The organism is Leptotrichia wadei (assembly GCF_007990545.2).
Lineage (GTDB): Bacteria > Fusobacteriota > Fusobacteriia > Fusobacteriales > Leptotrichiaceae > Leptotrichia > Leptotrichia wadei.
Genome location: NZ_AP019829.2, coordinates 1,682,554 through 1,703,029 on the forward strand (window position 1 = coordinate 1,682,554; position 20,476 = coordinate 1,703,029).

Sequence of the window (20,476 nt, forward strand, 5' to 3'; positions counted from 1 at the left end):
ATGATAATATATTGTGTAATTTATGTATTTTAAACTTATGTCAAATTACAACATATTAAGTAAATTATTGAAAGGAGAAGCATAAATGGCACACTCAAAATCATCTAAAAAAAGAGTTTTCATTGGTGAAAGAAACGCAGCTAGAAATCAAGCTATTAGAAGTAGAACTAGAACTTTCATAAAAAAAGTGCTTGCCGCTGTTGAAGCTAAAAATGTCGACGAAGCTAAATCAGCATTAAACGCAGCATACAAAGAATTAGATAAAGCTGTAACAAAAGGTGTTATAAAGAAAAATGCCGCATCAAGAAAAAAATCAAGACTTACATTAAAAGTTAATTCATTGGCAAATTAATTTTTTGCCACTGATTAATTTTAAAAAAATTTTTTTAAGATTAACAAAAATAAAAGACTATCACAATCCAAGGATAGTCTTTTTTATTTATTTTATATTTTAAAATTATTAATTATAAAGTGTTTATTTTTCAATTTTCAACTATTTTTTCATAATATACTTAAATCTTTTAATATTAAACTGACAAAATTAAATAATCTTGAAATTTGAGCAAAATAATCATAACTTTTACATCTTATTTTCAAATAATTTCATAATATGTTCCCTATGCTTTATCCCCCATTCATGAAGTGCATCAATAATCAGTTCCAGCTCTTTTCCGTGTTCTGTCAACGAATATTCTACTTTTGGCGGAATTGTCGGATAGGAAAAACGGCTTATCAAATCGTCTTCTTCTAGTTCTCTCAGATTTTTCGTGAGCATTTTTTGAGTGATTGCCGGAATTGCACGGGTTAGGTCTGAAAAACGCATTGTTCCATTTTTCATAATGTGCAGTAAAATTGGTAGTTTCCATTTTCCTGTTAGTGTATCAAGTCCATCGTCTATTTTACATAAATTTGGCTCTATTTTTTCAATTTTTTCCATATTCAAAACCTCTCTTTTCAATTTCTATACTTTTGTATATTATAGCACTTTTTTGTACGTACTTGTATACTAAAATAACTCGTGTTATAATTCATTCATAAAAATAAAAAAGAAAAAATATAAAATCGAAAAGAGGTCATTAAAATGAAAAATACAGGAATACATCACGTTTCAGTATTAGGAAGCGATATTAGAAAAGCATATAATTTTTATCATAATATTTTAGGATTAAAATTGATTTTGAAAACTGTCAATCAGGATGATTCAAATATGTATCATCTGTTCTTTGGGGATGAAACAGGGCGTGAAGGTACAGAATTTACAGTTTTTGAAATGAAGGGGGCAAGAGAAAATAAATTTGGGACAAATGCGATTGAAAGAACTATGTTTTTGGTTCCGTCTGAAGAATCTTTGTACTTTTGGGAAAAAAGGCTGGATGAGTTCGATGTGCTTCATTATGGAATCGAAGAATACAATAATCAGAAAATTCTGAGATTTGAAGATGAAGATGGTCAAAAGCTGGGGTTTGTTTACAGAAATGAAAAAATTGGGGAAATGAATCCTTTTGTTAAGGAAGGAATACCGAAAGAACATGCTATCTTAGGAATTGGAGATGTTTATTTGCGTATAAGATACACAGAGCCGACTCAAAAAATACTTGAAGATTATTATGGATTCAAAAAATATGGCAAAACAAAATTTTACGACTGGAAAATAAGTCTTTTTAAATCTGAAAACAGTCCATTCAAACATGAGATACATATTATCGAAGATAAGGATTCCGCTGTGGAAAGAAATGGTGTTGGTGGTATTCATCACATTGCGTTCGGTGTGGAAAGTTTGGATGATTTGGAAGAATTACAGCAAAAAATTGATGAAAAAAATTATTTAAGTTCAGGAACAAAAAACAGGGAATTTATGGTTTCAACTTATTTCAGAGAATCAAACCATCTTCTATTTGAAACTGCGACTCCACTTGACAGAAGTTCAAAGGATTTGCCTGAACAAGGACAAGACTTCGATGAAATTCCATTATTTTTACCGGAATTTTTGGAAAGAAAAAGAGAAAGAATTGAAAAAAATCTAAACTTTAAATTTCAATAAAATTATAAAAAAGAAAAAATAAGAAGAGGTGCATTTAAAATGGAACAGACAATTTATTTGTACTGTTTCACGGAACTTGCGGAAATGAAAGCGACTTGCTGTTTTTAACTGGCGAACTGGACTCCCATGCAAGTGTAATCAGCTTTTTAGGAAATGTTGGAATTGGAAAAAATAGAAGATTCTTTAATCCGCTTATAAACGGAAAAGTCGATAAAAAAGATTATTCAGAAAGAATTGATGAATTTCTAAAAAACTGGGATTTAATGGATATTTCAAAATATAAAAATATAACATTCATCGGATATTCCAACGGAGCAAACTTTACTCTCGGACTTTTGGAAAAACGTCCGGATATTGCCAATACAACTATACTCTTACATCCATCAAATTTCGATTGGCAATTTACGAAAAAGCCTGAAAAAAATAAAATTATTGCTACAACAGGCGCTTTAGATTTAATGGCTCCAGCCGCAGATGTAGTAAAATTAAAAAATCAGCTTTCAGGCATTGGTTATGAAGAGTTTCAGATAATAATGCTAGATAGCGGACACGAAATAACTAATGAAGAAATCGAAAAATTAAAAGAAATTTATAAAAAATAAAATTTAAATAAAAATGAAAAAAGGAAGTGAATTAATATGTTAGAATTAGGAATAAGCTCATTTGGAGAAACTACACCGCTTGAAGGAAGCAAAAAAGTAATTTCACACGATGAACGTATAAGAAATATGATTGAAGAAATTGAACTTGCTGATAAATTGGGACTAGATATTTATGCAATTGGAGAACATCATCGTCCTGACTTTGCTGTATCAGCTCCAGAAATAGTACTTGCCGCAGGAGCAGTCAACACAAAGCACATAAAACTTTCAAGTGCCACAACAAATATTTCCTCCAACGATCCGATAAGAGTTTTTCAAAACTTTGCAACAATAGACGCCATCTCAAACGGACGTGCTGAAATTATGCTTGGAAGAGGCTCTTTTACAGAATCATTCCCGTTATTTGGCTATAATCTTGAGGATTATGAAGAATTATTTGAAGAAAAAAAGGAAATGCTCCTTGAAATAAACGAAAATGAAATTTTGAACTGGAAAGGTGAAAAATTTACCCACGATGTTGATAATAAAGGTGTTTACCCACGCCCTGTCAATGAAAAACTGCCAATTTGGATAGCAACTGGCGGAAGCATAGATTCCACATTAAAAATCGCCGAAAGGGGACTTCCTATTGTATATGCAATTATCGGAGGAAATCCATTGGCATTCAAAAAATTAATCGAACTTTACAGAGCATTCGGAAAGGAAATCGGTCATAGTTCTGAAAAATTAAAAGTTGCAGCACATTCTTGGGGATTTGTGTGGGATACAACTGAAGAAGCCATAGAAAAATATTTCTGGCCTACAAAAACTCTTGTGGATCAAATCTCAAAGGAACGTCCACATTGGATTCCGTTAAGCAAGGAAAGATACCTAAATTCAGTAGGCCCTGACGGAGCAATGTTCGTAGGCTCTCCAGAAGATGTTGCAAATAAAATGATTAAAGTAATTGAAGAGCTGGGATTAAACAGATTTATGCTACATTTGCCTGTTGGTTCAATGCCTCACGAAGAAGTTCTGAAATCAATAAAACTTTATGGAGAAAAAGTTGTTCCGATTGTTAGGAAATATTTTGAGAAAAAAGAAAAATAATAAAATATATTTAAAAGCCTTCTGGAGAAAAATTTTCAGAAGGTTTTTTTAAACAATTCCCTTACTCTCAAATTATTTTTTCTACCTTTTAAAATCCATGAAATTGTGGCTTGAAAAAAATACAGGCTTTTTAACCAGTTTGGATTTACATAAATATCCTCATCACTTTTTAAAGTTAGAATATTAGCAGAAAATTTATCTAACACTTTACCTAAATTTTTTAGCGGTCCTCGCCCCAATGGATATTTTTTCAAATGTGGCAACAATTCCCCTGCACCTACACCAATTCCTTGTCCCCAGTCTGCCTTAATTTTCTCACACCAATTTTTCATCTGCAAAATTGGCAACCGATTTTGCTTACCTTCATAAAATCCATTATTCACTATGCAATAAATTTTAGTTCCAGATTTTATAACTTTTTCTCTTTCAAATTCTACAAGTAATTTTAACAAATTGGATGGAATCCCATCAACATACAAGGGAAAGAGAAATATTAAAATATCGCTACTATGAATTTCATTTTTAATTTTATTATCTAATCTAACAGAAATTGAATAATATTTTTTTATTTCATTTTCCTTAAGCAAGGATAAAATATAATTTCCTAATATTTCAGAATTACTTTTGCCTGCTTTTGGACTTCCGTTTATTATACTAATTTTCATATCTATTCTCCTAATCTTCTAAAAATGAAACTTTAAAAGTTTTCACATCTAAATTTACGCTATTAGCCTTTACTATTTCTTTAGCGGCTGTCTTTTCATTTGGCAACAAATGTTCCCCATAAAATATACATTTAAGTCAAATTTTGTTTTATTTCGTGTAATATGATGCATCTCTTTATTTTTGAATTTAAAAAATGGTAATAAATATGGAATTGTCCTATCTAGCACATTTTTTACAAATGGACTGTAAGAACCATAGACACATTGACTTATAATCACAACTTTATCTGCTTTTGAATATAATTTTGCTAAACTTTCATATCCATCCCTAATTTTACACTTCCCTGGGGTTTTAATCCAGCATTCAAAACAACCCATACAGCTTTTAATCCTACCGCTGTCACAAATTATAGATACATCTTCATCAACTATTATTTTCTTTTGATTTATGCTGTCTTTTATTTTATCCGTAATTTTTTCCTTTTTTTCAATTTTCCACTTTAAATTTTCCAATTTTTCATCGTCTAAATCGTGTATAATTAATTCCATATTTCTCACCTTCCATAAATATATTAAAATCTATCTAAAATTTAACTGCTAAATATTAACAATTTAAGTTTCAAAATCGTACAATAACCAGCAACTTTCAATTCTATGATAAAACTGTCTTAAAATAAAACTCAAACGCATAACTATTTTACTAAAATCTTAAATTTATATAATTTTTAATAGTTTTATTTAAAATGGATTCGAATATATTTTAAGATTACTTCGCTATACAAACTGATTTTATTATTTCCTCTATTTTTTCTTCCCAGCTTTCAGAATACTTTATATCATTTGTAATCATTATTGTTGTCAATCCTTGTACCAACGCCCACATTGCTATAATTTTATCTTGCATAGCCTGATTTGGCACTCCCATTTTTTCAAGTATTTTAATTGCCTCCATTTTTAATATGCTAAAAGCTTTTTCATTATTATTTTCTATTTTTGAAAACTTTGAGAATAAATCTATTTTCATATTTTTTCTTGAAACCATAAAATGATAGTATCTGTGATTTCCACAAAAAAACATAACGTACGTTTTTCCTAATTTTACCAACAAATCCTCTTGATTTTCATATTTTTTCCTCGTTCTATCAAGTTCCGCCGCCAATATTCCCCATATATAATCGCTCATTGCGTAAAGCAAATCGCTTTTTTTCTTAAAGTATGTATATGGTGCCGCATTACTTACTCCGCACATTTTAGCTACTTTTCTTAAAGATAATTTTTCTTCTCCTTCTTCATTTATCACCTCTATCCCTTTTTCAATCAATTCTTCCCGTAAATTCCCATGATGGTAACTTTTTTTAATTTTTTCCATATTTAAATTCCCCCTAACTTTCATTATCTTATCACTGTAAAGATTATACACCCAAATCTTTACACTGTCAAGTTTGTTTTAAAATTTTATTACTTCTTTTTACCTGGGCTTAGTACAAATAAATATTTTTATAAAATTTATTGGATAAAAAATTATTTTAAAAACTCAAATTATATGCAATATAGAAAAAAATAACCGCTGTCTTTTACAACAACGATTATTTGAAAATATAGCTTTGTTTTTTTATAATTTCTATTTTTCAGTCTAATAGCAAATTGTATTCTATTTCTTTAATATATTTCTCTAAACTCTTCATCCCATTTAAATATTTCTTCTAAAATATTCGTCTATTTTAATGTATCTATAAGAAATCATAACCTCAACAGAAAATTTATTTTTTCATCAATATGGCTGATACTTTTTTTATATGTCGGTATTTAATTTCTTTTATTTTTCCTTCTTCTAACAATTATAAAATTAATATTTTAAATTCATCTATTTACTTTTTCCATCTCTTGTTCATCATCAAATTACTTTTCTTAAACTATGTTTTAACAAATAGAAAACAAGTTTTCAAATTATTTGTCCAAGATTTTGGGTACACTCCAATTCTATTTATCTATATCATATTCAGTTACTATCTCTTTATTTAAATCAGGCTGGGTTTCTAAAAAATTTATCCATCCAATCAACGTTTCATAAAAGCATTCAAACGGAATTATATCATAATCTCCGTATTTTTCATAATCATATAAAAAATAAAGTAAAACACCTTCTTTTCTTATTTCTGCTCCAAACCCTTCCCCCATTTCTAAAAAGAAGTTTTCTGATACTCCTGACTTAATTTTCTCCACTTCTTCTATGCATTTTTTTAATGGGGGAATTATTGAAAAATAGCTATCATATCCACCATCAAAAAGCACATTGTATAAGTAATTTTTATAATTAAAATTTAATTGTATTTTTTTTTCTCCAAAAAAATATTTTACAGATTCTTTTAAATATCCTGAATAGTCTCCTATAAAGAATGAAGCTATCACAGGCACTACAGTTTTGTTATCTTCCCATCCTCCTATTTCCCAATTAAATTTAATTCTTATTTTTCTGTTCAATTTTAATTGCCTCCTTATTTATCTTTTGGGGTATGCTGTTGCATTTGGATTTCTGTTTGTAGGTTCATATCCTCTTACTTCAATACCACTTGGGGTTATTCCTTTCCACATTAAAGACCCTTGGTTATTATTATATAAAATTCTATTCTGATATGCACTATCAAATTCATACTTAACTATATCACAATTTTCAATATTTTATGTTAAAGCAGACTCAGGTTATTAGTAAAGCTGTTTTGCATTCTGTGAAACATTAGATTATTTTTCTAAAATATTTTAAAATATCTTGACGATTTGAGGATGTTATTTTTAATATATTTGTCTATTCAATAAAGTTCTTATTTGGTAAATTTTCAAATCCCCTTCAGAAACTTCTAATCTTCAATTTCTGAAGAAACAGCATTATCTTTATATTATAAAAAATTAATCTTCCAATAGTCCAAGCCTTTCCTTATATTCTTCAAGTTCTATTTGTAAACTTCCTTCTATGTAAATTCTATCTCCTTTTTTTAGATTCATATCCTTTTCCATATCCAGAATTATATCCCTGTTTACAATGGAGTTTTTTGCATAATAAGTAAATTCATTTATGACTTCTGTTATTTCTACTACTGCTGCTATCCCATCATATCCATTTTTTTGTATATACATTAATTCTTCATCTGTTCTCTCAAATTCTGTTATCCACGATATAAACAGATTTCCTTCTATTATGTCCCCTATCTTTCTTTTCATACTTATATTGTTCATCATAAAAACATCTTCTGAAAATTCCATGAAATATATACCAAATTTTTTTCCATCATCTATTTTTTTTACCCTTAACCACCTTTCATCAAAATCTGCTTCTATTTTTTTTATTATAAATTTTTCCATTTTTATCCTCCTGTCCTCCAACTTATTTTACTAGACTTTAAAAGGCATCATAGATTGCATTTTCCCATCATATATTATTACTTTTAAACCTTCTCTCAGTTTTTTCTTGTTCCCCTCAATAAAAAAAGAGAGCAGAAGCATGAACGTCTCTAACTTTCTACCAAGGTTCTCGCTGAAATACTTTGACTTATATTCTATAGATTTTTTTGGTTTCAGAAGAAAAGCTCTACCTTTTGAAAAGGGCTTATAATAGACTTCCATATTTATATCAAAATCTTCCTTGCTCAATATCAAGTTATATTCTGTCTTAAAAAAATTATGTATCCGATTAAATTCTTTTTCTTTTAGGTCTTTGTCACTCCTAAGATCAATACAGGAAAGGAGCAGGGAAAAAATGGAAAATACCAAAAACTATTTTTGATATTTTCATTACTTAACTATACCAAAAATTTTGACCTACTTTTAAAAACATAAATTATCCTTTCTTTTAAATGTTTTTTTACATTCATTCGTACTCATAATATTTAACTTGCTATATATTTTTTTTATTATACCACATTTCTTTATAATTGTATATTTATGCTTTATGTTTTTAGACTTTCAAACCTTTACTGCAAGATAAGATTTTGCGACAACAAGCAATCCTGTGAAAGTAAAAAAGAAAAAACATAGTAATTATGAAAAAATATTTATTAATCAAAATATCTAAAAAATAATTTAGTTGAATGATTATAAACCAATTATCAAACAACCTTATTATAAAAAATTATTCCTATTTTTAAGCGGGGTTTAATATAAAAATTCTTATAAAATAAAAAAGAGAGCGTCTAAATGCACCCTTTTCCATTATTTTCTGACAATAATCAGTTTATATTAAAACTTAATTTCACAATAAATTTTATTTCTTTACTTTTTCCACATCTTCTTTTTTCTTTAAATTTTTATCTCTTTCTTTATCTTCCTCCTGTTTTACTCCCCACGCTTCAGGCTTAGGCACACAAATCGGACGTCCTTCTGGCAGCATATCCCATATTTTTTTTAATATTCCCATTAGAAATACACCTCTTTTATGTTTACTTTCAAATATTATTCGTATTCTTTAATTTTTTTGTTGAAATTCTATCAGTTGTAGTTAAAATAGCTTTTAAGCAATCTATTTATAAATCAATTATTTAAACATCTTTGTTCGATGTTTATATTTATTCATATTTTAGGATTTCTAAAATTATTTTTTTCTAAATAATGAGCAAATTTCCATAATTAACATTTCCACTCCTGTTTCCATCTCTATTTTACCAGTCTTTATGTCTTTTTCGATTTCCCAGCATCTAAAAACTAATTTTTTTAAACTGGCATTTGTGTAGTTTTGTTCTAATTCTATTTTTTTGAAAATTACATAGGAATTTGGGATTCTGTTATTGGATTTAAAAATTTCCTTTATTTCTTCAAATTCAATTTTAAAAGTGTTGTAATTTTTACTAAATTTTCGCCCTTTCACTTTTAACGAGCTTATTTTGTACATTATTTCGAGTTCATTATAAAGAGAATACAAGATTCCCATATATTCTTTTTTTTGCTCCAAGTATCTCATTACATCCGCTGGGTTGTTTAACAATATGTTTCGGGTCATTTCATAAATTTGATAATCTTTTTCAATAGATACAATATTTTTAATTTTTTCAATATCAAACTTTTCTCCATCCAGAAAAATCTTAATTTTTGCAACTTCATTTCTGACCTTAAACGGATTGTTTCCTATCATTTCAAGAAGCATTGCCACATCCCTTGCGTTTATATCCAGTTCATTTACAACATAAGCCCGTATTTCCTCTTCTGTTTCCTTTTGAAATAAAAAAACTTCCATTTGCTTATTTTTACTAAATTCATCCAGCAGCTTTTTTAATTTTACTCCAAATTTCCCATCTTCCTTGTCATAATCAATAATAATTTCCTTATTTACTATCTCAAGATTTGCTATGTATTTCAAAATTTCCTCAATATTTTTAAGCTTTTCCGCTCTTTTCAATACTACCAGTTCCTGACTTGAAAATATGGAATTAATATTTATTTTTTCCAAAAATTTTTCATTTTCTTTCAAATCCACATCAAAAAAACTTTCACTAATTCCAACATTTTCTTTCCGAATTTTCTCCAAAAGTTCAAAATATTTAAATTCTCTTTGCTTTTTTCCTCCAATAAAATAAATCATTTATTTCCTCACGTCTATAATTATTTTTATTTCTTGAGAAAATTATATCAAATTTTTTGTATAATTTGAACTTTAAAACAAAAAACAAATAAAATTTGTAAAAATTATATTCTATATTTTTCTCTTATTTGATTTTTATATGTTTCAGCCTGAGTTCCATACACTACTTGAATTCCTTTTCCAGAACGAATTACACCTTTTGCCTGCAATTCTTTCCATCTCGCATCATCAGCAACTATAGAAGCATCTTTTACAGTAACTCTAAGTCGTGTAATGCAGGCATCTATATTTTCAATATTTTCTGCTCCTCCTAATGAAACCACTATATCATCTATGAGTTCCGTATTTCCTTTAGCTTCGTTATAGTCTTTTCTTGTGTAAAGTTTATTTTCAGAATCTCCTCTACCTGGTGTAGGAATATTGAATTTCAGAATTAATGTTTTGAATACAAAATAGTACACAAGTGCGTATACAGGCCCTAATATTAATATCCAAAAGTATGAAGTCTTCGCATTTCCTTGTAAAAGTCCAAAGAAAGTAAAATCTATAATTCCTCTTGAAAATGTAATCCCTACTGCTACATTAAGCACATACATCAGCATATATGCTAGTCCTTCAAGCAATGCGTGAATTACATATAGTGCAGGTGCTACAAATAAGAAAGTAAATTCTATCGGTTCAGTTATTCCTGTAAGGAATGATGTCAACGCAGCTGATAGCAATATCCCTTTTATAGCCGCCTTATTTTTATCATCTGCAGTTCTGTACATTGCAAGCGCTGCCGCAGGTAATCCAAACATCATAGGTAAAAATCCGCCTGTCATTGTTTTTGTCGCTGCTGCACTAAAATGTTTTACTGACGGATCTGCAAGCTGTGCAAAGAATATATTTTGCCCTCCTGCCACCATTTTACCTGCCACTTCCTGATAACCTCCAAGCTGAGTATACCAGAACAGAGGATATATAGCATGGTGTAATCCAAATACATTTAACAATCTCATTGTAAATCCATAAAAGAATGTTCCTATCGCTCCTGTTGCCGCAAACATTTCTCCAGCTTTTACAATTCCCATAAAAATTGTAGGCCAGATAAACGGAAATATTGCCGCCAAAGGAATAAATAAAATAATTGTCATAACTGGCACAAATCTATTTCCGCTGAAAAATGCCAAATAATCAGGTAATTTTTTATCTGAAAATTTGTTTGTAATTGCCGAAGCCACAATACCACACACAATACCACCAAACACACCTGTCTGTAATGTAAATATTCCAAGTTCCTTCGCATATAATGCCGCTGTCCCTCTTGCCGCAGCTTCACTCAAACCTTTTCCAATAAGAGCATCATAAGTTACTGAATCAGGAGTTATCCCTTTAAAACTCAAAATTGTCCCTATTATAGTGTGAAAAAGCAAAAATCCCAAAACTGCTGATAACGCTGCTGTTTCTTTATTTTTATTTGCAAGTCCTATAGCTACACCAACTGCAAACAGTAAAGGTAAATTTGCAAAAACAAACAATCCTACGTTAGAAAACAGCTGCATAAGATAATTTAACGGAGTTCCTGGTTCAAGAAAAGTTAAATTATACGTTTTTATAAGGACGGGATTTGTAAAAGAACCTCCCACTCCTAAAAGTATCCCTGCCATTGGTAACACTGCGATAGGGAGCATAAAAGCCCTACCTATTTTCTGTAATACTGCAAAAATTCCATTATTTTTCATAGCATACACCATATATTGAAACCATTTAAAATATTAAATTTCCTCCTTCCTTTCTATGTTCTAAAACAATTTCAACAATTTCCTTTCTATAAATAATATTTATTTTAATCATTAATTTTTTATATAATTTTAAAAATTTAATACCAACTCTCTATCTTTAGAATATCTTTTTTTCACAAATAAAAAAAATTGAATAACTTTTACTCCATTTCCCTAACAAATCTTTGAGCAATCTCAAGAGGTCTTGTTATAGCACCTCCGACAACTACTGCAAATGCACCCAATTCCAGCATTTTTTTTGCCTGCTTCGGTTCGTGTATCTTTCCTTCTGCTATTACTGGAATATGAAGTGTTTTAGAAAGATTTCCTACTAATTCAAAGTCAGGCCCTTCTGATTTTTTACTGTAGGGAGTATAGCCACTAAGCGTTGTTCCTACAAAATCTACACCAGCTTTCTCAGCATTCACTCCTTCTTCAAATGTTGAAATATCTGCCATTAATAATACATCAGGATATTTTCCCTTAATTTTTTTTATAAATTCATTTATTGTTTTTGCTTCAGGACGTTCTCTCATTGTACAGTCCAGTGCAATTATATCAGCTTTAGCTTCCACTAAATCATCTATTTCCTTCATCGTTACGGTTATATGCTGAGGAAAGCCTTCATATTGCTTTTTGATTAATCCTATAACAGGTAAATCTAAGTTTTTTTTGATTTCTTCAATATCTCTTATTCCATTAGTTCTTATTCCCGCTGCTCCAGCCCGTTCTGCCGCAATAGCCATAAGATGCATTATAGTCCCATTTTCTATATAAAGAGGTTCTCCAGGCAATGCCTGGCACGAAACAATCAACTTACCTTTTAATTTTTTCAATAATTGTTCTTTATTCATAATTACACCTTCTTTTATTCCTTAATTAATATTTCTTACATTTCTATGTTACCCCATTTTTTTAATTTGTCAATAGAAAAACTTTTAAATACTTTTTTTATTTCTTTAAATCTATTAATTTAATTCACACAGTTAATTCTTTGGCACCTCATAAGCCTGATGGCAAATCGGACATTCCAAATATTCTTTCCTTGCACTTATCGGAAAAACTGGTATCCAAAACAAAGTAAACCAGTCACGATATTCCACAAAATTCCAGTCAGATGTATTGTTGCATCTTGAACAATGACAGTTTTCTAGTGTTCCTAAATTTTTAAATTTTCTTTTTGTTCCAAATATTAAAATCATTTTAGATATCTCACTTCCCAATTTTTGAATAAAACTTCTCCCACTCCTATAAAAAAAGTGGGAGACTTTATTAATCTTCTTTTTCAACTTCCAGCAATTTCAATCTCAAATCATCTTCAAGAACTTGTTCTTCAATTCCCGCAGGTGCTCCAGTCATCAAGTCTTGCCCTTTATTAGTTTTAGGGAACGGAATTACTTCTTTTATTGAATCTTCCTTCAACATTGCCATAAGCCATCTGTCGATTCCGTAAGCAAGTCCTCCATGTGGCGGAACTCCATATTTCAACACTTCCAAGAAGAATCCAAATTTGTCTTCTAATTCTTCTTGACTAAATCCTAATTTTTCAAAAACTTTCGCCTGTAAATCTTCATCGTGAATTCTGATACTTCCTCCACCGATTTCATAACCATTCAAGACAATATCATATGAATCTGTCTTAATTTTTGCAAGTTCATTCGTATCAAGATATTTTCTATCTTCTTCCTTAATCGAAGTAAACGGATGGTGTTGTGCTTTATATCTATTTTCTTCTTCACTCCATTCAAACATAGGAAAATCAACTACCCATAAGAATTTAAACGCATTTTTGTCGATTAATTCCAATTCTTCTCCCAATTTCAATCTCAATGCTCCCAATCCATCATGCACAACTTTATATTTATCAGCTAAAATTAACGCAACTTCATTATTTTTAATTCCCAATTTTTCAATAATTTGTGTCAATTTTTCTTCCGAGAAGAATTTCGCAATTGGAGAATTTATCTCTCCATTTTCATTCATTTTGATATATGCCAAACCTTTTGCTTTAAAGTATGTTTTCACATAATCTTCCAAATCTTTAATATATTTTCTCGAGAATTTTTCAGCATTTGGTGCAACAATTGCTTTTACATTCCCACCATCTTTTAACGCATTTTCAAAAACGCCAAATCCACAATCAGCAGTTTCTTCAGATAAATCAATCAATTTCATATCAAATCTCAAATCTGGCTTATCTGAACCATAAAAATTCATCGCATCATCGTAGCTCATTTGAGGAAATTTTTCAGTAATTTCAATTCCTGTAACATCTTTAAATACTGTCTTTGTCAATTCTTCAGCCATTGAAATCACATCTTCCTGCTCAACAAACGACATTTCCACATCTAATTGAGTAAATTCAGGCTGTCTATCCGCTCTCAAATCTTCATCTCTAAAACATTTTGCCAATTGATAATATTTGTCAATCCCAGAAACCATAAGTATTTGCTTAAACAATTGTGGCGATTGTGGCAACGCATAGAAATCCCCTTTGTTAGTTCTACTTGGCACGATAAAATCCCTCGCTCCTTCAGGTGTCGCTTTTGCCAAAATCGGAGTGTCGACATCCAAAAATCCATTTTTATTCATAAATTTTCTAATCGAAAACAGCATATCGTTTCTTTTAATAATATTATTCAACATTTTCGGTCTTCTAATATCCAAGTATCTATAAGTCAATCTCATATTTTCACTAAGATTCCCAGTTTCACTAATCTCAAACGGCAGTTGCTTTGCTCGGCTTAAAACTTCAATTTTTTTCGCTTCAATCTCAATATCCCCAGTAGGAATATTTTTATTTTTACTACTTCTCTCAGCCACAACCCCAGTAACCTTCAAAACCCATTCATTCTTATATTTTCTAGCTTCCTCAAAAAGTTCACTCCCAGAAACTTCCTCATTCAACAAAATCTGAGTAATCCCGTATCTATCCCTCAAATCAATAAACACAAAGTGCCCCAAATCCCTAACTTTAGAAATCCATCCCGACAAAGTTACTTCTTCGCCAATATTTTCCATTCTTAACTCGTTTAATTTATAGTTTCTATACATTTTTTGTCCTTTCTCTATTTAATAATTTTATATTTTAATTTCCTTATTTTTTTCCAAAAATATCCCAAATTTTTTTAATTTCAAATCAATATCAATAATTTGGCCAATTATCGAACCAATTATCAAATAAATCAAAACAATGATATCACGTTTTGAATTTATTGTACTTTTCACGCCAACAATTATTATAAACAGTCCAGCACATTCCATCATAATATTTTTCATATCTTCTTTAAACTTGTGACCGATAAAAAATCCGATTAAACTTCCAAGAATAATGGCAGCACAATTTACTAAATTTCCCAAAAAAATCACCTTACAAAATCTTTAATTAACAATTTATATTTATAAATTTTTCTTTTAAATGAATTCTTTGTATTATACTTGAAAAAATATGTATTTTGAAAATTTAATATTTATTCTTGTTTATATTTTTTTTCATCAATAAATTTCTTAACAGCATTTAATAAATCATCCATTAATAAGACTATTTCATCATAATAATTTTTTAAATCACTTACTGTATATTCGGAACCAACTTCTATAAAAGATTTTCTACCATGTGCTAAAGCATTCCTTTCGTTTTTTATATTATCCAATGAAAATTTGTGATTTTCTGGATCTTGGCTTCTTGATCTAGAATTTAAAACTATTCCATGTAATTTACACATTTCTCTTAAATTTTTAGCACCTACATTCCCTGATAAATTAGATAAGTTTTTTATTTCAAATTTTAAAACTATCCTATTAGAGATTCCTTCAATAATTTCATTAACTTTATCTTTATAAGTATTAAAATTTGAATTTTTTTTAAATGAATCTGAAAATTTATATTCAATAAATAGTTTTTGAAAGACTTCACTTGCTTGTAAATAAGTTATATTTTCATATTCAAATTTTTGATATATTGAATCAATAAAAAGAAAAACAGAAGCTTCTATAAAATTATATAACAATAAAATAAAACTTGAACGAAAAATTTTAAAAAAATCATTATAGGAAAAATTCATGTTATCAGTATTATAATTAAAATCAATAATTGTTTCTTCTACTTCTCCTAAATCATTTCTAATTTTTAAATTCTCAAATTTTTCTAATATATTAAAGCAATATCTTAACTCATTTTTCCTTTTTCTGTATTCTGATTTCATGCTGAATATTATCTCCTAATAATTTATTTTTTACAAATGTAATTCTTTCTACTAATTTAGATTTATTATTTGCACTGTCAGTAGTTGTTACTTTTTTAAATTCTTTTGACTCTAACCATTCTTCTGTATTTGTGTTTAGATTTTTATTTTCATTTAAAGCTAAATTTACTCCAACAGAAATTGCTTCAAATCTAGTTCTTGGAGTAGATTTTGCACTTTTTGATTTAGCAAAACCATTAGGAAAATATTTCTCTACAAAAACTAACATATTTTCAAAATTTTTTAATAATCTTTCTCTATCAAAATCCCTTAAATTTTTTTTTACATAATCTTCCAAAAAAAGAGTTACTTTTCCATCATATTCATCTAAACTATCTGAATATGCAAAAAATCTAAGTACTAATTCTAAGTTTTCTTTCTTTTTTTGTTTTTCTAAAGAAATTGGACATAACTTTTTATATTTTTCGTTTTCTGAACATCTTTTTAAAAATTCAATAAATTCTTCATCAGCATAAGTACCTAACAATACTTCTATTGGTTCTAATTTTTGACTAGTTGTATTAAGTCTGTTAAAAATTTCTTTTCTAAATTCATTATTTGTTTTTTCTTCTAAAAGAATGACTCTCAAAGCTGTATTTTCAAATTTATTTTTAAATTTTTCAGGTAAATCATTAAAATAACAATTATTTAAACTTTTTAATTTTTTCAATCCTTCTAGTTTTAATTTATTTTCTAAAAAGAAATAAACACTTTGTAATCTTTGAGCACCGTCTACAACTTCTAAAATTCCTTTATCTTTATCTTCATAAAAAAACAAAAAAGGTATTGGAAATCCCATTAATATAGATTCTATTAACTTTGATTGTTTATCAATAGTCCATACAAACTCTCTTTGATAATTTGGAATAATAATTTTTTTATTTTCAAACCTTCGACAAATAGATTCAATGGGATAATCTACTGTATCGTATTTTATTTTTTCTCTATACCTTTCTATTTCTTTATGAATTTTTTCTAAATCTTTATTCATTTAAAATACCCCTTTCATATAAATGATTTATTATCGTTTGTGCTATATACTCAGCCAATTTAGGAGGAACTGCATTTCCAATATGTCTTGCTACTTCTGTTATTTTGAAATTTTTTTCATGTTCTACAAATTTATAGTTTTTTGGAAAAGACTGAAGAATAGCTCCTTCTCTTATTGAAATTGCTCTGTCTTGTTCAGGATGTCCATATCTTCCAGTTCCATAATTATAAAATTGTGTTGTTAAAGTAGGAGCTACATCATCCCATTTCATTCTTCCAAAAACGGATTTATAAGTTAATCCTGTTTTTTTCTTATAACAATTTGGTTTTATATTTTCAGGCCATAACTCCCAAGTTTTTCCAGGAATAGAATTTCGAATTCTTTGAAGATTCAAATCACTCAACTTAGAAGCCCTGTGAATAAAATCTTTTTTACTTATTTCTCCCGCTTTTATAGGAAATAAATTTTTGATAGCTTCCCTTACTGTTACTTTTTTTATATCTTTTTTCAAAAAATTAATTTCTCCAAATTTTGATGCTAATAATAATAATCTTTTTCGTCTTTGTGGCACACCATAATTTTCAGCATTGTGTACATCATAATTTACATAATATCCCATATCTTTCAATGAGGTATAAAACTTTACAAATATATTTTCTTTTTGCAGAGCAGGTACATTTTCCATTGAAATAATTTCAGGATTACTTATTTTAATAATTCTTAAAAATTCATTTAGTAAATCCCAATCTTTATGTTTATTACTATTTTTTTTGTCTTTTCTATAATTAGAAAATGGTTGACATGGAGCACACCCCATTAATAATTTTATATTCTTTTCCCCAAAAAGTGAATTTATTTCATTTTTTGTTATTTCTGTTACAGATTTATTTATAAAAATACTGTGATTATTTACCTCATATGCATATCTGCAAGTTTCATCAATATCAATACCGGCTATCACTTCAATTCCTGCTTTCTTTATACCGTATGTTAAGCCACCAATTCCGCAAAATAAATCTACTGCTACAATTTTTTTCATATCAATCTCCTCCTCTCTATAAAAATTTTATAAATTGATAAAATTATTTCAAAATCTCCAAAACTTCCTCGAAGCCATATTTTTTCTGCTCCCCAGTACTAAACTTCTTAACCGTAATCACATTTTCATCTCGTTCTTCTTCCCCTAAAATCAACACATATTCAGCATTTTCACGGTTTGCCTTTTTCATTTGTGCTCCAAAGCTTTTGGCATTGTAATCAAAGTTTACTTTAATACCGTTTTTTCTAAGTTCGTTTATTGTTTTCACAAAATATTCTTTTGTGTCATCGAAATAAATCACATAAATTTTTTCTTCATTTTCAGAAATTATAGAATTGTCCATTAACATCGCAATTCTTTCCATTCCAGCGGCAAATCCTATTCCAGGAACTTTCGCATTTCCTAATATTTCAAGCAATCTGTCATATCGTCCACCCGCTAGAACTGTCGCCTGTGATCCCAATTTATTCGATTTGATTTCAAAAACCGTGTCTGAATAATAATCAAGCCCTCTAACCAATTTATCGTTCACGACATAATTCACACCCAACAATTCCAAATATTTTTTAGTGTCTTCAAAATATTTTTTACTTTCTTCATCCAAATAATCATAAAGTTTTGGTGCATTTTTAAACTCTTCCTGATCGCCTTTATCCTTAGAATCCAAAGCTCTCAAAGGATTTTTCTCATATCTTTTTTGCGAATCTTTACTCAATTTGTCAAGTCTTTCAAGCATAAATTTTTTCAAATCTTCAATATATTTTTTTCTCGACTCAACATTTCCCAAGCTGTTAATTTCCACAATCAATCCAGTAATTCCAAGTTCTTCAAGAAAATCGCAACCCATTTTAATAATTTCTGCATCTAAATAAGCACTTCTCACACCAAACATTTCCACTCCAGTTTGATGAAATTCTCTCATTCTCCCTTTTTGCGGTGCTTCGTATCTGTACATTGGACCATTGTAAAACCATTTCACTATTGGAGAAGACTTATGAAATCCAGCTTCAAGATACGCTCTTACAACTCCCGCAGTCCCTTCTGGACGCATTGTAACATCTCTTTCTCCCTTATCCTTAAAATCATACATTTCTTTTGAAACAACATCAGTTTCATCTCCAACACCTCTTCTAAAAAGCTCCGTTTCCTCCAAAATTGGCGTAATTATTCGCTCAAATCCATATTTTCCAAAAACTTTTTTTGAAGCATCTACAATCGCATCGTATTTTTTCACATCGTCAGAATATCTATCTTTCATTCCTTTTAAGGCGGTTATCATATTTTTTTCCTTTCTTAATTAATATCGTCAATTTTATTTTATAAATTATTATACCACAATTGAATAAAGATTTTAAGATGCGGGATTTCATAATTAATCTTTTCATTCAACATCTTTATTTGTAAAATCACATCTAGTTAACTGCTCCATTGCATGTTTTCTTATCATTTCTTCATCACTTTGTAATAATAATTCCAGTTTTTCTTTCGCCTTAGGAGTATTTATATCCCCTAAAGCAAAACAACATTTTCTCACTAATGCGAAATTATCATCCCAACGGTATTTTTCAAAATTTGAAATTGCTAGTTCATAAATGCAATCTATTGTAGAAGGTAATTCTAGTTGCTGGAGATAAAACACTATGTCTTCATGTTTTCCATGCCATTCTTCTTTTGTTAATTTGCATAAAATATCAACAAATTTTTCACTGTATAATTCGAACATGTAAATTGCTGAAATTAAAATATCTACGCTGTCTCCATTTTTTTCATTATATGCTTTTTCCAACTCTGTTTTTATATACTCTATTCTTTCATCATCATTTTTTAAAAATTCCTTTTGTAATTGTTGAAAACTTATTTGTTTTTTATATTTTTTCCACATCAAATTTTCCAATTCTTCAAGACTATTTTTCTCCATTTTTTATTATTTCCTTTCTAAAACTAATTTCTTTAATATTTTGATTAAATATTTCCAGTCCTTTTCTTTATTAATATTAGTCAAATTAAAAATACTCCATCATTTTAAATTTTGATACAATGCAAAAATTGTCGTGATCTTTTTATAACTTACTCACTAATTTATTTTATTTTTCTCATCTTCAATCAAATCTCTTAAATCATTACTTCCTTCCTCATAAATTATTTTTGCAATAACCCTCAAAATTTTATAAAGTTTTCTCAATCCGTAAAATATTAAAATTGTCAAAAGAAAAGTTTGTGAAAATAATAATGAAAATAATAAATTTATGTTTTTGTTGATTTTATACAAACTTTTTTCTAAAAAAAGACTAAATACGATATTTCTCAGCAAATAAACTTGCACAGGAATATAAATTGCAGTTGCCATACGGATTATTTTTAATATTGAAAGCACAAGTTTTCTTATTTCAAAAGAATATTTTTTCTCTCTTTGCAAAATTTTATACATAATTTTTTCTTTTGTAATAAATTCCAGCTCAAAATATCTATCTTTTAA

22 protein-coding genes and 1 pseudogene are annotated in these 20,476 nt (G+C 28.7%); 4 read left to right on the plus strand and 19 right to left on the minus strand.

The window, feature by feature from the left end; genetic code table 11:
• Positions 1 to 85: 85 nt before the first annotated feature.
• Complete coding sequence (rpsT, locus tag FVE73_RS07795; RefSeq protein ID WP_018498477.1) at positions 86 to 352, plus strand: 30S ribosomal protein S20; 267 nt, start codon at positions 86 to 88, stop codon at positions 350 to 352.
• Positions 353 to 580: 228 nt separating this feature from the next.
• Here the strand turns inward: rpsT and FVE73_RS07800 are convergent, their stop codons facing one another.
• Positions 581 to 937, minus strand: a complete 357-nt coding sequence (locus FVE73_RS07800) for a winged helix-turn-helix transcriptional regulator (protein ID WP_018498478.1) — start codon at positions 935 to 937, stop codon at positions 581 to 583.
• A 144-nt stretch (positions 938 to 1,081) separates the two neighbouring features.
• Between FVE73_RS07800 and FVE73_RS07805 the strand changes: the two genes are divergently transcribed.
• From FVE73_RS07805 to FVE73_RS07815, 3 genes are all read left to right on the plus strand, one after another.
• Complete coding sequence (locus FVE73_RS07805) at positions 1,082 to 2,041, plus strand: VOC family protein (protein WP_018498479.1); 960 nt, start codon at positions 1,082 to 1,084, stop codon at positions 2,039 to 2,041.
• A 95-nt stretch (positions 2,042 to 2,136) separates the two neighbouring features.
• On the plus strand, positions 2,137 to 2,643 hold the full coding sequence (locus FVE73_RS07810; protein WP_018498480.1) for an alpha/beta hydrolase: 507 nt from the start codon (positions 2,137 to 2,139) through the stop codon (positions 2,641 to 2,643).
• A gap of 36 nt (positions 2,644 to 2,679) precedes the next feature.
• Entirely contained in the window at positions 2,680 to 3,732 is a 1,053-nt protein-coding gene (locus FVE73_RS07815) for an LLM class flavin-dependent oxidoreductase (RefSeq protein WP_018498481.1), read from the plus strand.
• Positions 3,733 to 3,767: 35 nt separating this feature from the next.
• On the opposite strand, the gene FVE73_RS07820 is transcribed toward FVE73_RS07815, so the two are convergent.
• From FVE73_RS07820 to FVE73_RS10950, 18 genes and pseudogenes are all read right to left on the minus strand, one after another.
• On the minus strand, positions 3,768 to 4,397 hold the full coding sequence (locus tag FVE73_RS07820; RefSeq protein WP_018498482.1) for a hypothetical protein: 630 nt from the start codon (positions 4,395 to 4,397) through the stop codon (positions 3,768 to 3,770).
• 10 nt (positions 4,398 to 4,407) lie between these two features.
• A pseudogene (locus FVE73_RS07825) lies at positions 4,408 to 4,946 on the minus strand (flavodoxin family protein).
• A gap of 217 nt (positions 4,947 to 5,163) precedes the next feature.
• Positions 5,164 to 5,766, minus strand: a complete 603-nt coding sequence (locus FVE73_RS07830) for a TetR/AcrR family transcriptional regulator (RefSeq protein WP_018498483.1) — start codon at positions 5,764 to 5,766, stop codon at positions 5,164 to 5,166.
• A 611-nt stretch (positions 5,767 to 6,377) separates the two neighbouring features.
• Entirely contained in the window at positions 6,378 to 6,878 is a 501-nt protein-coding gene (locus FVE73_RS07835; protein ID WP_018498484.1) for a hypothetical protein, read from the minus strand.
• Positions 6,879 to 7,301: 423 nt separating this feature from the next.
• A complete protein-coding gene (locus FVE73_RS07840; protein WP_018498485.1) occupies positions 7,302 to 7,754 on the minus strand; it encodes a hypothetical protein in 453 nt (150 codons plus the stop codon).
• Between the two features lie 898 nt (positions 7,755 to 8,652).
• Positions 8,653 to 8,805 (minus strand): hypothetical protein, encoded by a 153-nt coding sequence (locus FVE73_RS07845; protein WP_018498487.1) that lies wholly within the window; start codon positions 8,803 to 8,805, stop codon positions 8,653 to 8,655.
• Positions 8,806 to 8,979: 174 nt separating this feature from the next.
• Positions 8,980 to 9,963, minus strand: coding sequence for a DNA polymerase III subunit delta (gene holA / locus FVE73_RS07850; RefSeq protein WP_018498488.1), 984 nt, complete (start codon positions 9,961 to 9,963; stop codon positions 8,980 to 8,982).
• Positions 9,964 to 10,067: 104 nt separating this feature from the next.
• Entirely contained in the window at positions 10,068 to 11,687 is a 1,620-nt protein-coding gene (locus FVE73_RS07855) for a PTS transporter subunit EIIC (RefSeq protein WP_026239039.1), read from the minus strand.
• Positions 11,688 to 11,887: 200 nt separating this feature from the next.
• A complete protein-coding gene (locus FVE73_RS07860; protein WP_018498490.1) occupies positions 11,888 to 12,580 on the minus strand; it encodes an N-acetylmannosamine-6-phosphate 2-epimerase in 693 nt (230 codons plus the stop codon).
• A gap of 132 nt (positions 12,581 to 12,712) precedes the next feature.
• On the minus strand, positions 12,713 to 12,928 hold the full coding sequence (locus FVE73_RS07865; protein ID WP_018498491.1) for a zinc-ribbon domain-containing protein: 216 nt from the start codon (positions 12,926 to 12,928) through the stop codon (positions 12,713 to 12,715).
• A gap of 70 nt (positions 12,929 to 12,998) precedes the next feature.
• Positions 12,999 to 14,780: an aspartate--tRNA ligase gene (gene aspS / locus FVE73_RS07870; RefSeq protein ID WP_018498492.1), complete on the minus strand. Its 1,782-nt coding sequence runs from the start codon at positions 14,778 to 14,780 to the stop codon at positions 12,999 to 13,001.
• 27 nt (positions 14,781 to 14,807) lie between these two features.
• Positions 14,808 to 15,086 carry a DUF554 family protein gene (locus FVE73_RS07875; RefSeq protein WP_018498493.1) on the minus strand — a complete coding sequence of 93 codons (279 nt, stop codon included), beginning with the start codon at positions 15,084 to 15,086 and terminating at the stop codon, positions 14,808 to 14,810.
• A gap of 110 nt (positions 15,087 to 15,196) precedes the next feature.
• A complete protein-coding gene (locus FVE73_RS07880) occupies positions 15,197 to 15,931 on the minus strand; it encodes an MAE_28990/MAE_18760 family HEPN-like nuclease (protein ID WP_018498494.1) in 735 nt (244 codons plus the stop codon).
• A complete protein-coding gene (locus FVE73_RS07885; protein WP_018498495.1) occupies positions 15,900 to 16,961 on the minus strand; it encodes a DUF262 domain-containing protein in 1,062 nt (353 codons plus the stop codon). Before FVE73_RS07885 ends, FVE73_RS07880 begins: the two co-directional genes overlap by 32 nt.
• The gene (locus tag FVE73_RS07890) at positions 16,954 to 18,000 is read right to left on the minus strand and encodes a DNA cytosine methyltransferase (RefSeq protein WP_018498496.1); all 1,047 of its coding nucleotides are present in this window, start codon (positions 17,998 to 18,000) and stop codon (positions 16,954 to 16,956) included. The genes FVE73_RS07885 and FVE73_RS07890 overlap by 8 nt, the downstream gene beginning before the upstream one ends.
• Before the next feature lie 43 nt (positions 18,001 to 18,043).
• Positions 18,044 to 19,279, minus strand: coding sequence for a histidine--tRNA ligase (gene hisS / locus FVE73_RS07895; protein WP_018498497.1), 1,236 nt, complete (start codon positions 19,277 to 19,279; stop codon positions 18,044 to 18,046).
• A 102-nt stretch (positions 19,280 to 19,381) separates the two neighbouring features.
• Positions 19,382 to 19,918 (minus strand): HEAT repeat domain-containing protein, encoded by a 537-nt coding sequence (locus FVE73_RS07900; RefSeq protein WP_018498498.1) that lies wholly within the window; start codon positions 19,916 to 19,918, stop codon positions 19,382 to 19,384.
• A gap of 156 nt (positions 19,919 to 20,074) precedes the next feature.
• Positions 20,075 to 20,428 (minus strand): hypothetical protein, encoded by a 354-nt coding sequence (locus FVE73_RS10950; protein WP_232058500.1) that lies wholly within the window; start codon positions 20,426 to 20,428, stop codon positions 20,075 to 20,077.
• Positions 20,429 to 20,476: the final 48 nt, after the last annotated feature.

Excerpts from the sequence above, each read along its gene's own strand:
- FVE73_RS07900 (WP_018498498.1), bottom strand. The coding sequence starts at position 19,918 with ATGGAGAAAAATAGTCTTGAAGAATTGGAAAATTTGATGTGGAAAAAA.
- FVE73_RS07845 (WP_018498487.1), bottom strand. The coding sequence starts at position 8,805 with ATGGGAATATTAAAAAAAATATGGGATATGCTGCCAGAAGGACGTCCG.
- FVE73_RS07860 (WP_018498490.1), bottom strand. The coding sequence starts at position 12,580 with ATGAATAAAGAACAATTATTGAAAAAATTAAAAGGTAAGTTGATTGTT.
- FVE73_RS07815 (WP_018498481.1), top strand. The coding sequence starts at position 2,680 with ATGTTAGAATTAGGAATAAGCTCATTTGGAGAAACTACACCGCTTGAA.
- rpsT (WP_018498477.1), top strand. The coding sequence starts at position 86 with ATGGCACACTCAAAATCATCTAAAAAAAGAGTTTTCATTGGTGAAAGA.
- FVE73_RS07800 (WP_018498478.1), bottom strand. The coding sequence starts at position 937 with ATGGAAAAAATTGAAAAAATAGAGCCAAATTTATGTAAAATAGACGAT.
- FVE73_RS07855 (WP_026239039.1), bottom strand. The coding sequence starts at position 11,687 with ATGAAAAATAATGGAATTTTTGCAGTATTACAGAAAATAGGTAGGGCT.
- FVE73_RS07805 (WP_018498479.1), top strand. The coding sequence starts at position 1,082 with ATGAAAAATACAGGAATACATCACGTTTCAGTATTAGGAAGCGATATT.
- holA (WP_018498488.1), bottom strand. The coding sequence starts at position 9,963 with ATGATTTATTTTATTGGAGGAAAAAAGCAAAGAGAATTTAAATATTTT.
- hisS (WP_018498497.1), bottom strand. The coding sequence starts at position 19,279 with ATGATAACCGCCTTAAAAGGAATGAAAGATAGATATTCTGACGATGTG.
- FVE73_RS10950 (WP_232058500.1), bottom strand. The coding sequence starts at position 20,428 with ATGTATAAAATTTTGCAAAGAGAGAAAAAATATTCTTTTGAAATAAGA.
- FVE73_RS07830 (WP_018498483.1), bottom strand. The coding sequence starts at position 5,766 with ATGGAAAAAATTAAAAAAAGTTACCATCATGGGAATTTACGGGAAGAA.
- FVE73_RS07880 (WP_018498494.1), bottom strand. The coding sequence starts at position 15,931 with ATGAAATCAGAATACAGAAAAAGGAAAAATGAGTTAAGATATTGCTTT.
- FVE73_RS07820 (WP_018498482.1), bottom strand. The coding sequence starts at position 4,397 with ATGAAAATTAGTATAATAAACGGAAGTCCAAAAGCAGGCAAAAGTAAT.
- FVE73_RS07840 (WP_018498485.1), bottom strand. The coding sequence starts at position 7,754 with ATGGAAAAATTTATAATAAAAAAAATAGAAGCAGATTTTGATGAAAGG.
- aspS (WP_018498492.1), bottom strand. The coding sequence starts at position 14,780 with ATGTATAGAAACTATAAATTAAACGAGTTAAGAATGGAAAATATTGGC.
- FVE73_RS07865 (WP_018498491.1), bottom strand. The coding sequence starts at position 12,928 with ATGATTTTAATATTTGGAACAAAAAGAAAATTTAAAAATTTAGGAACA.
- FVE73_RS07885 (WP_018498495.1), bottom strand. The coding sequence starts at position 16,961 with ATGAATAAAGATTTAGAAAAAATTCATAAAGAAATAGAAAGGTATAGA.
- FVE73_RS07890 (WP_018498496.1), bottom strand. The coding sequence starts at position 18,000 with ATGAAAAAAATTGTAGCAGTAGATTTATTTTGCGGAATTGGTGGCTTA.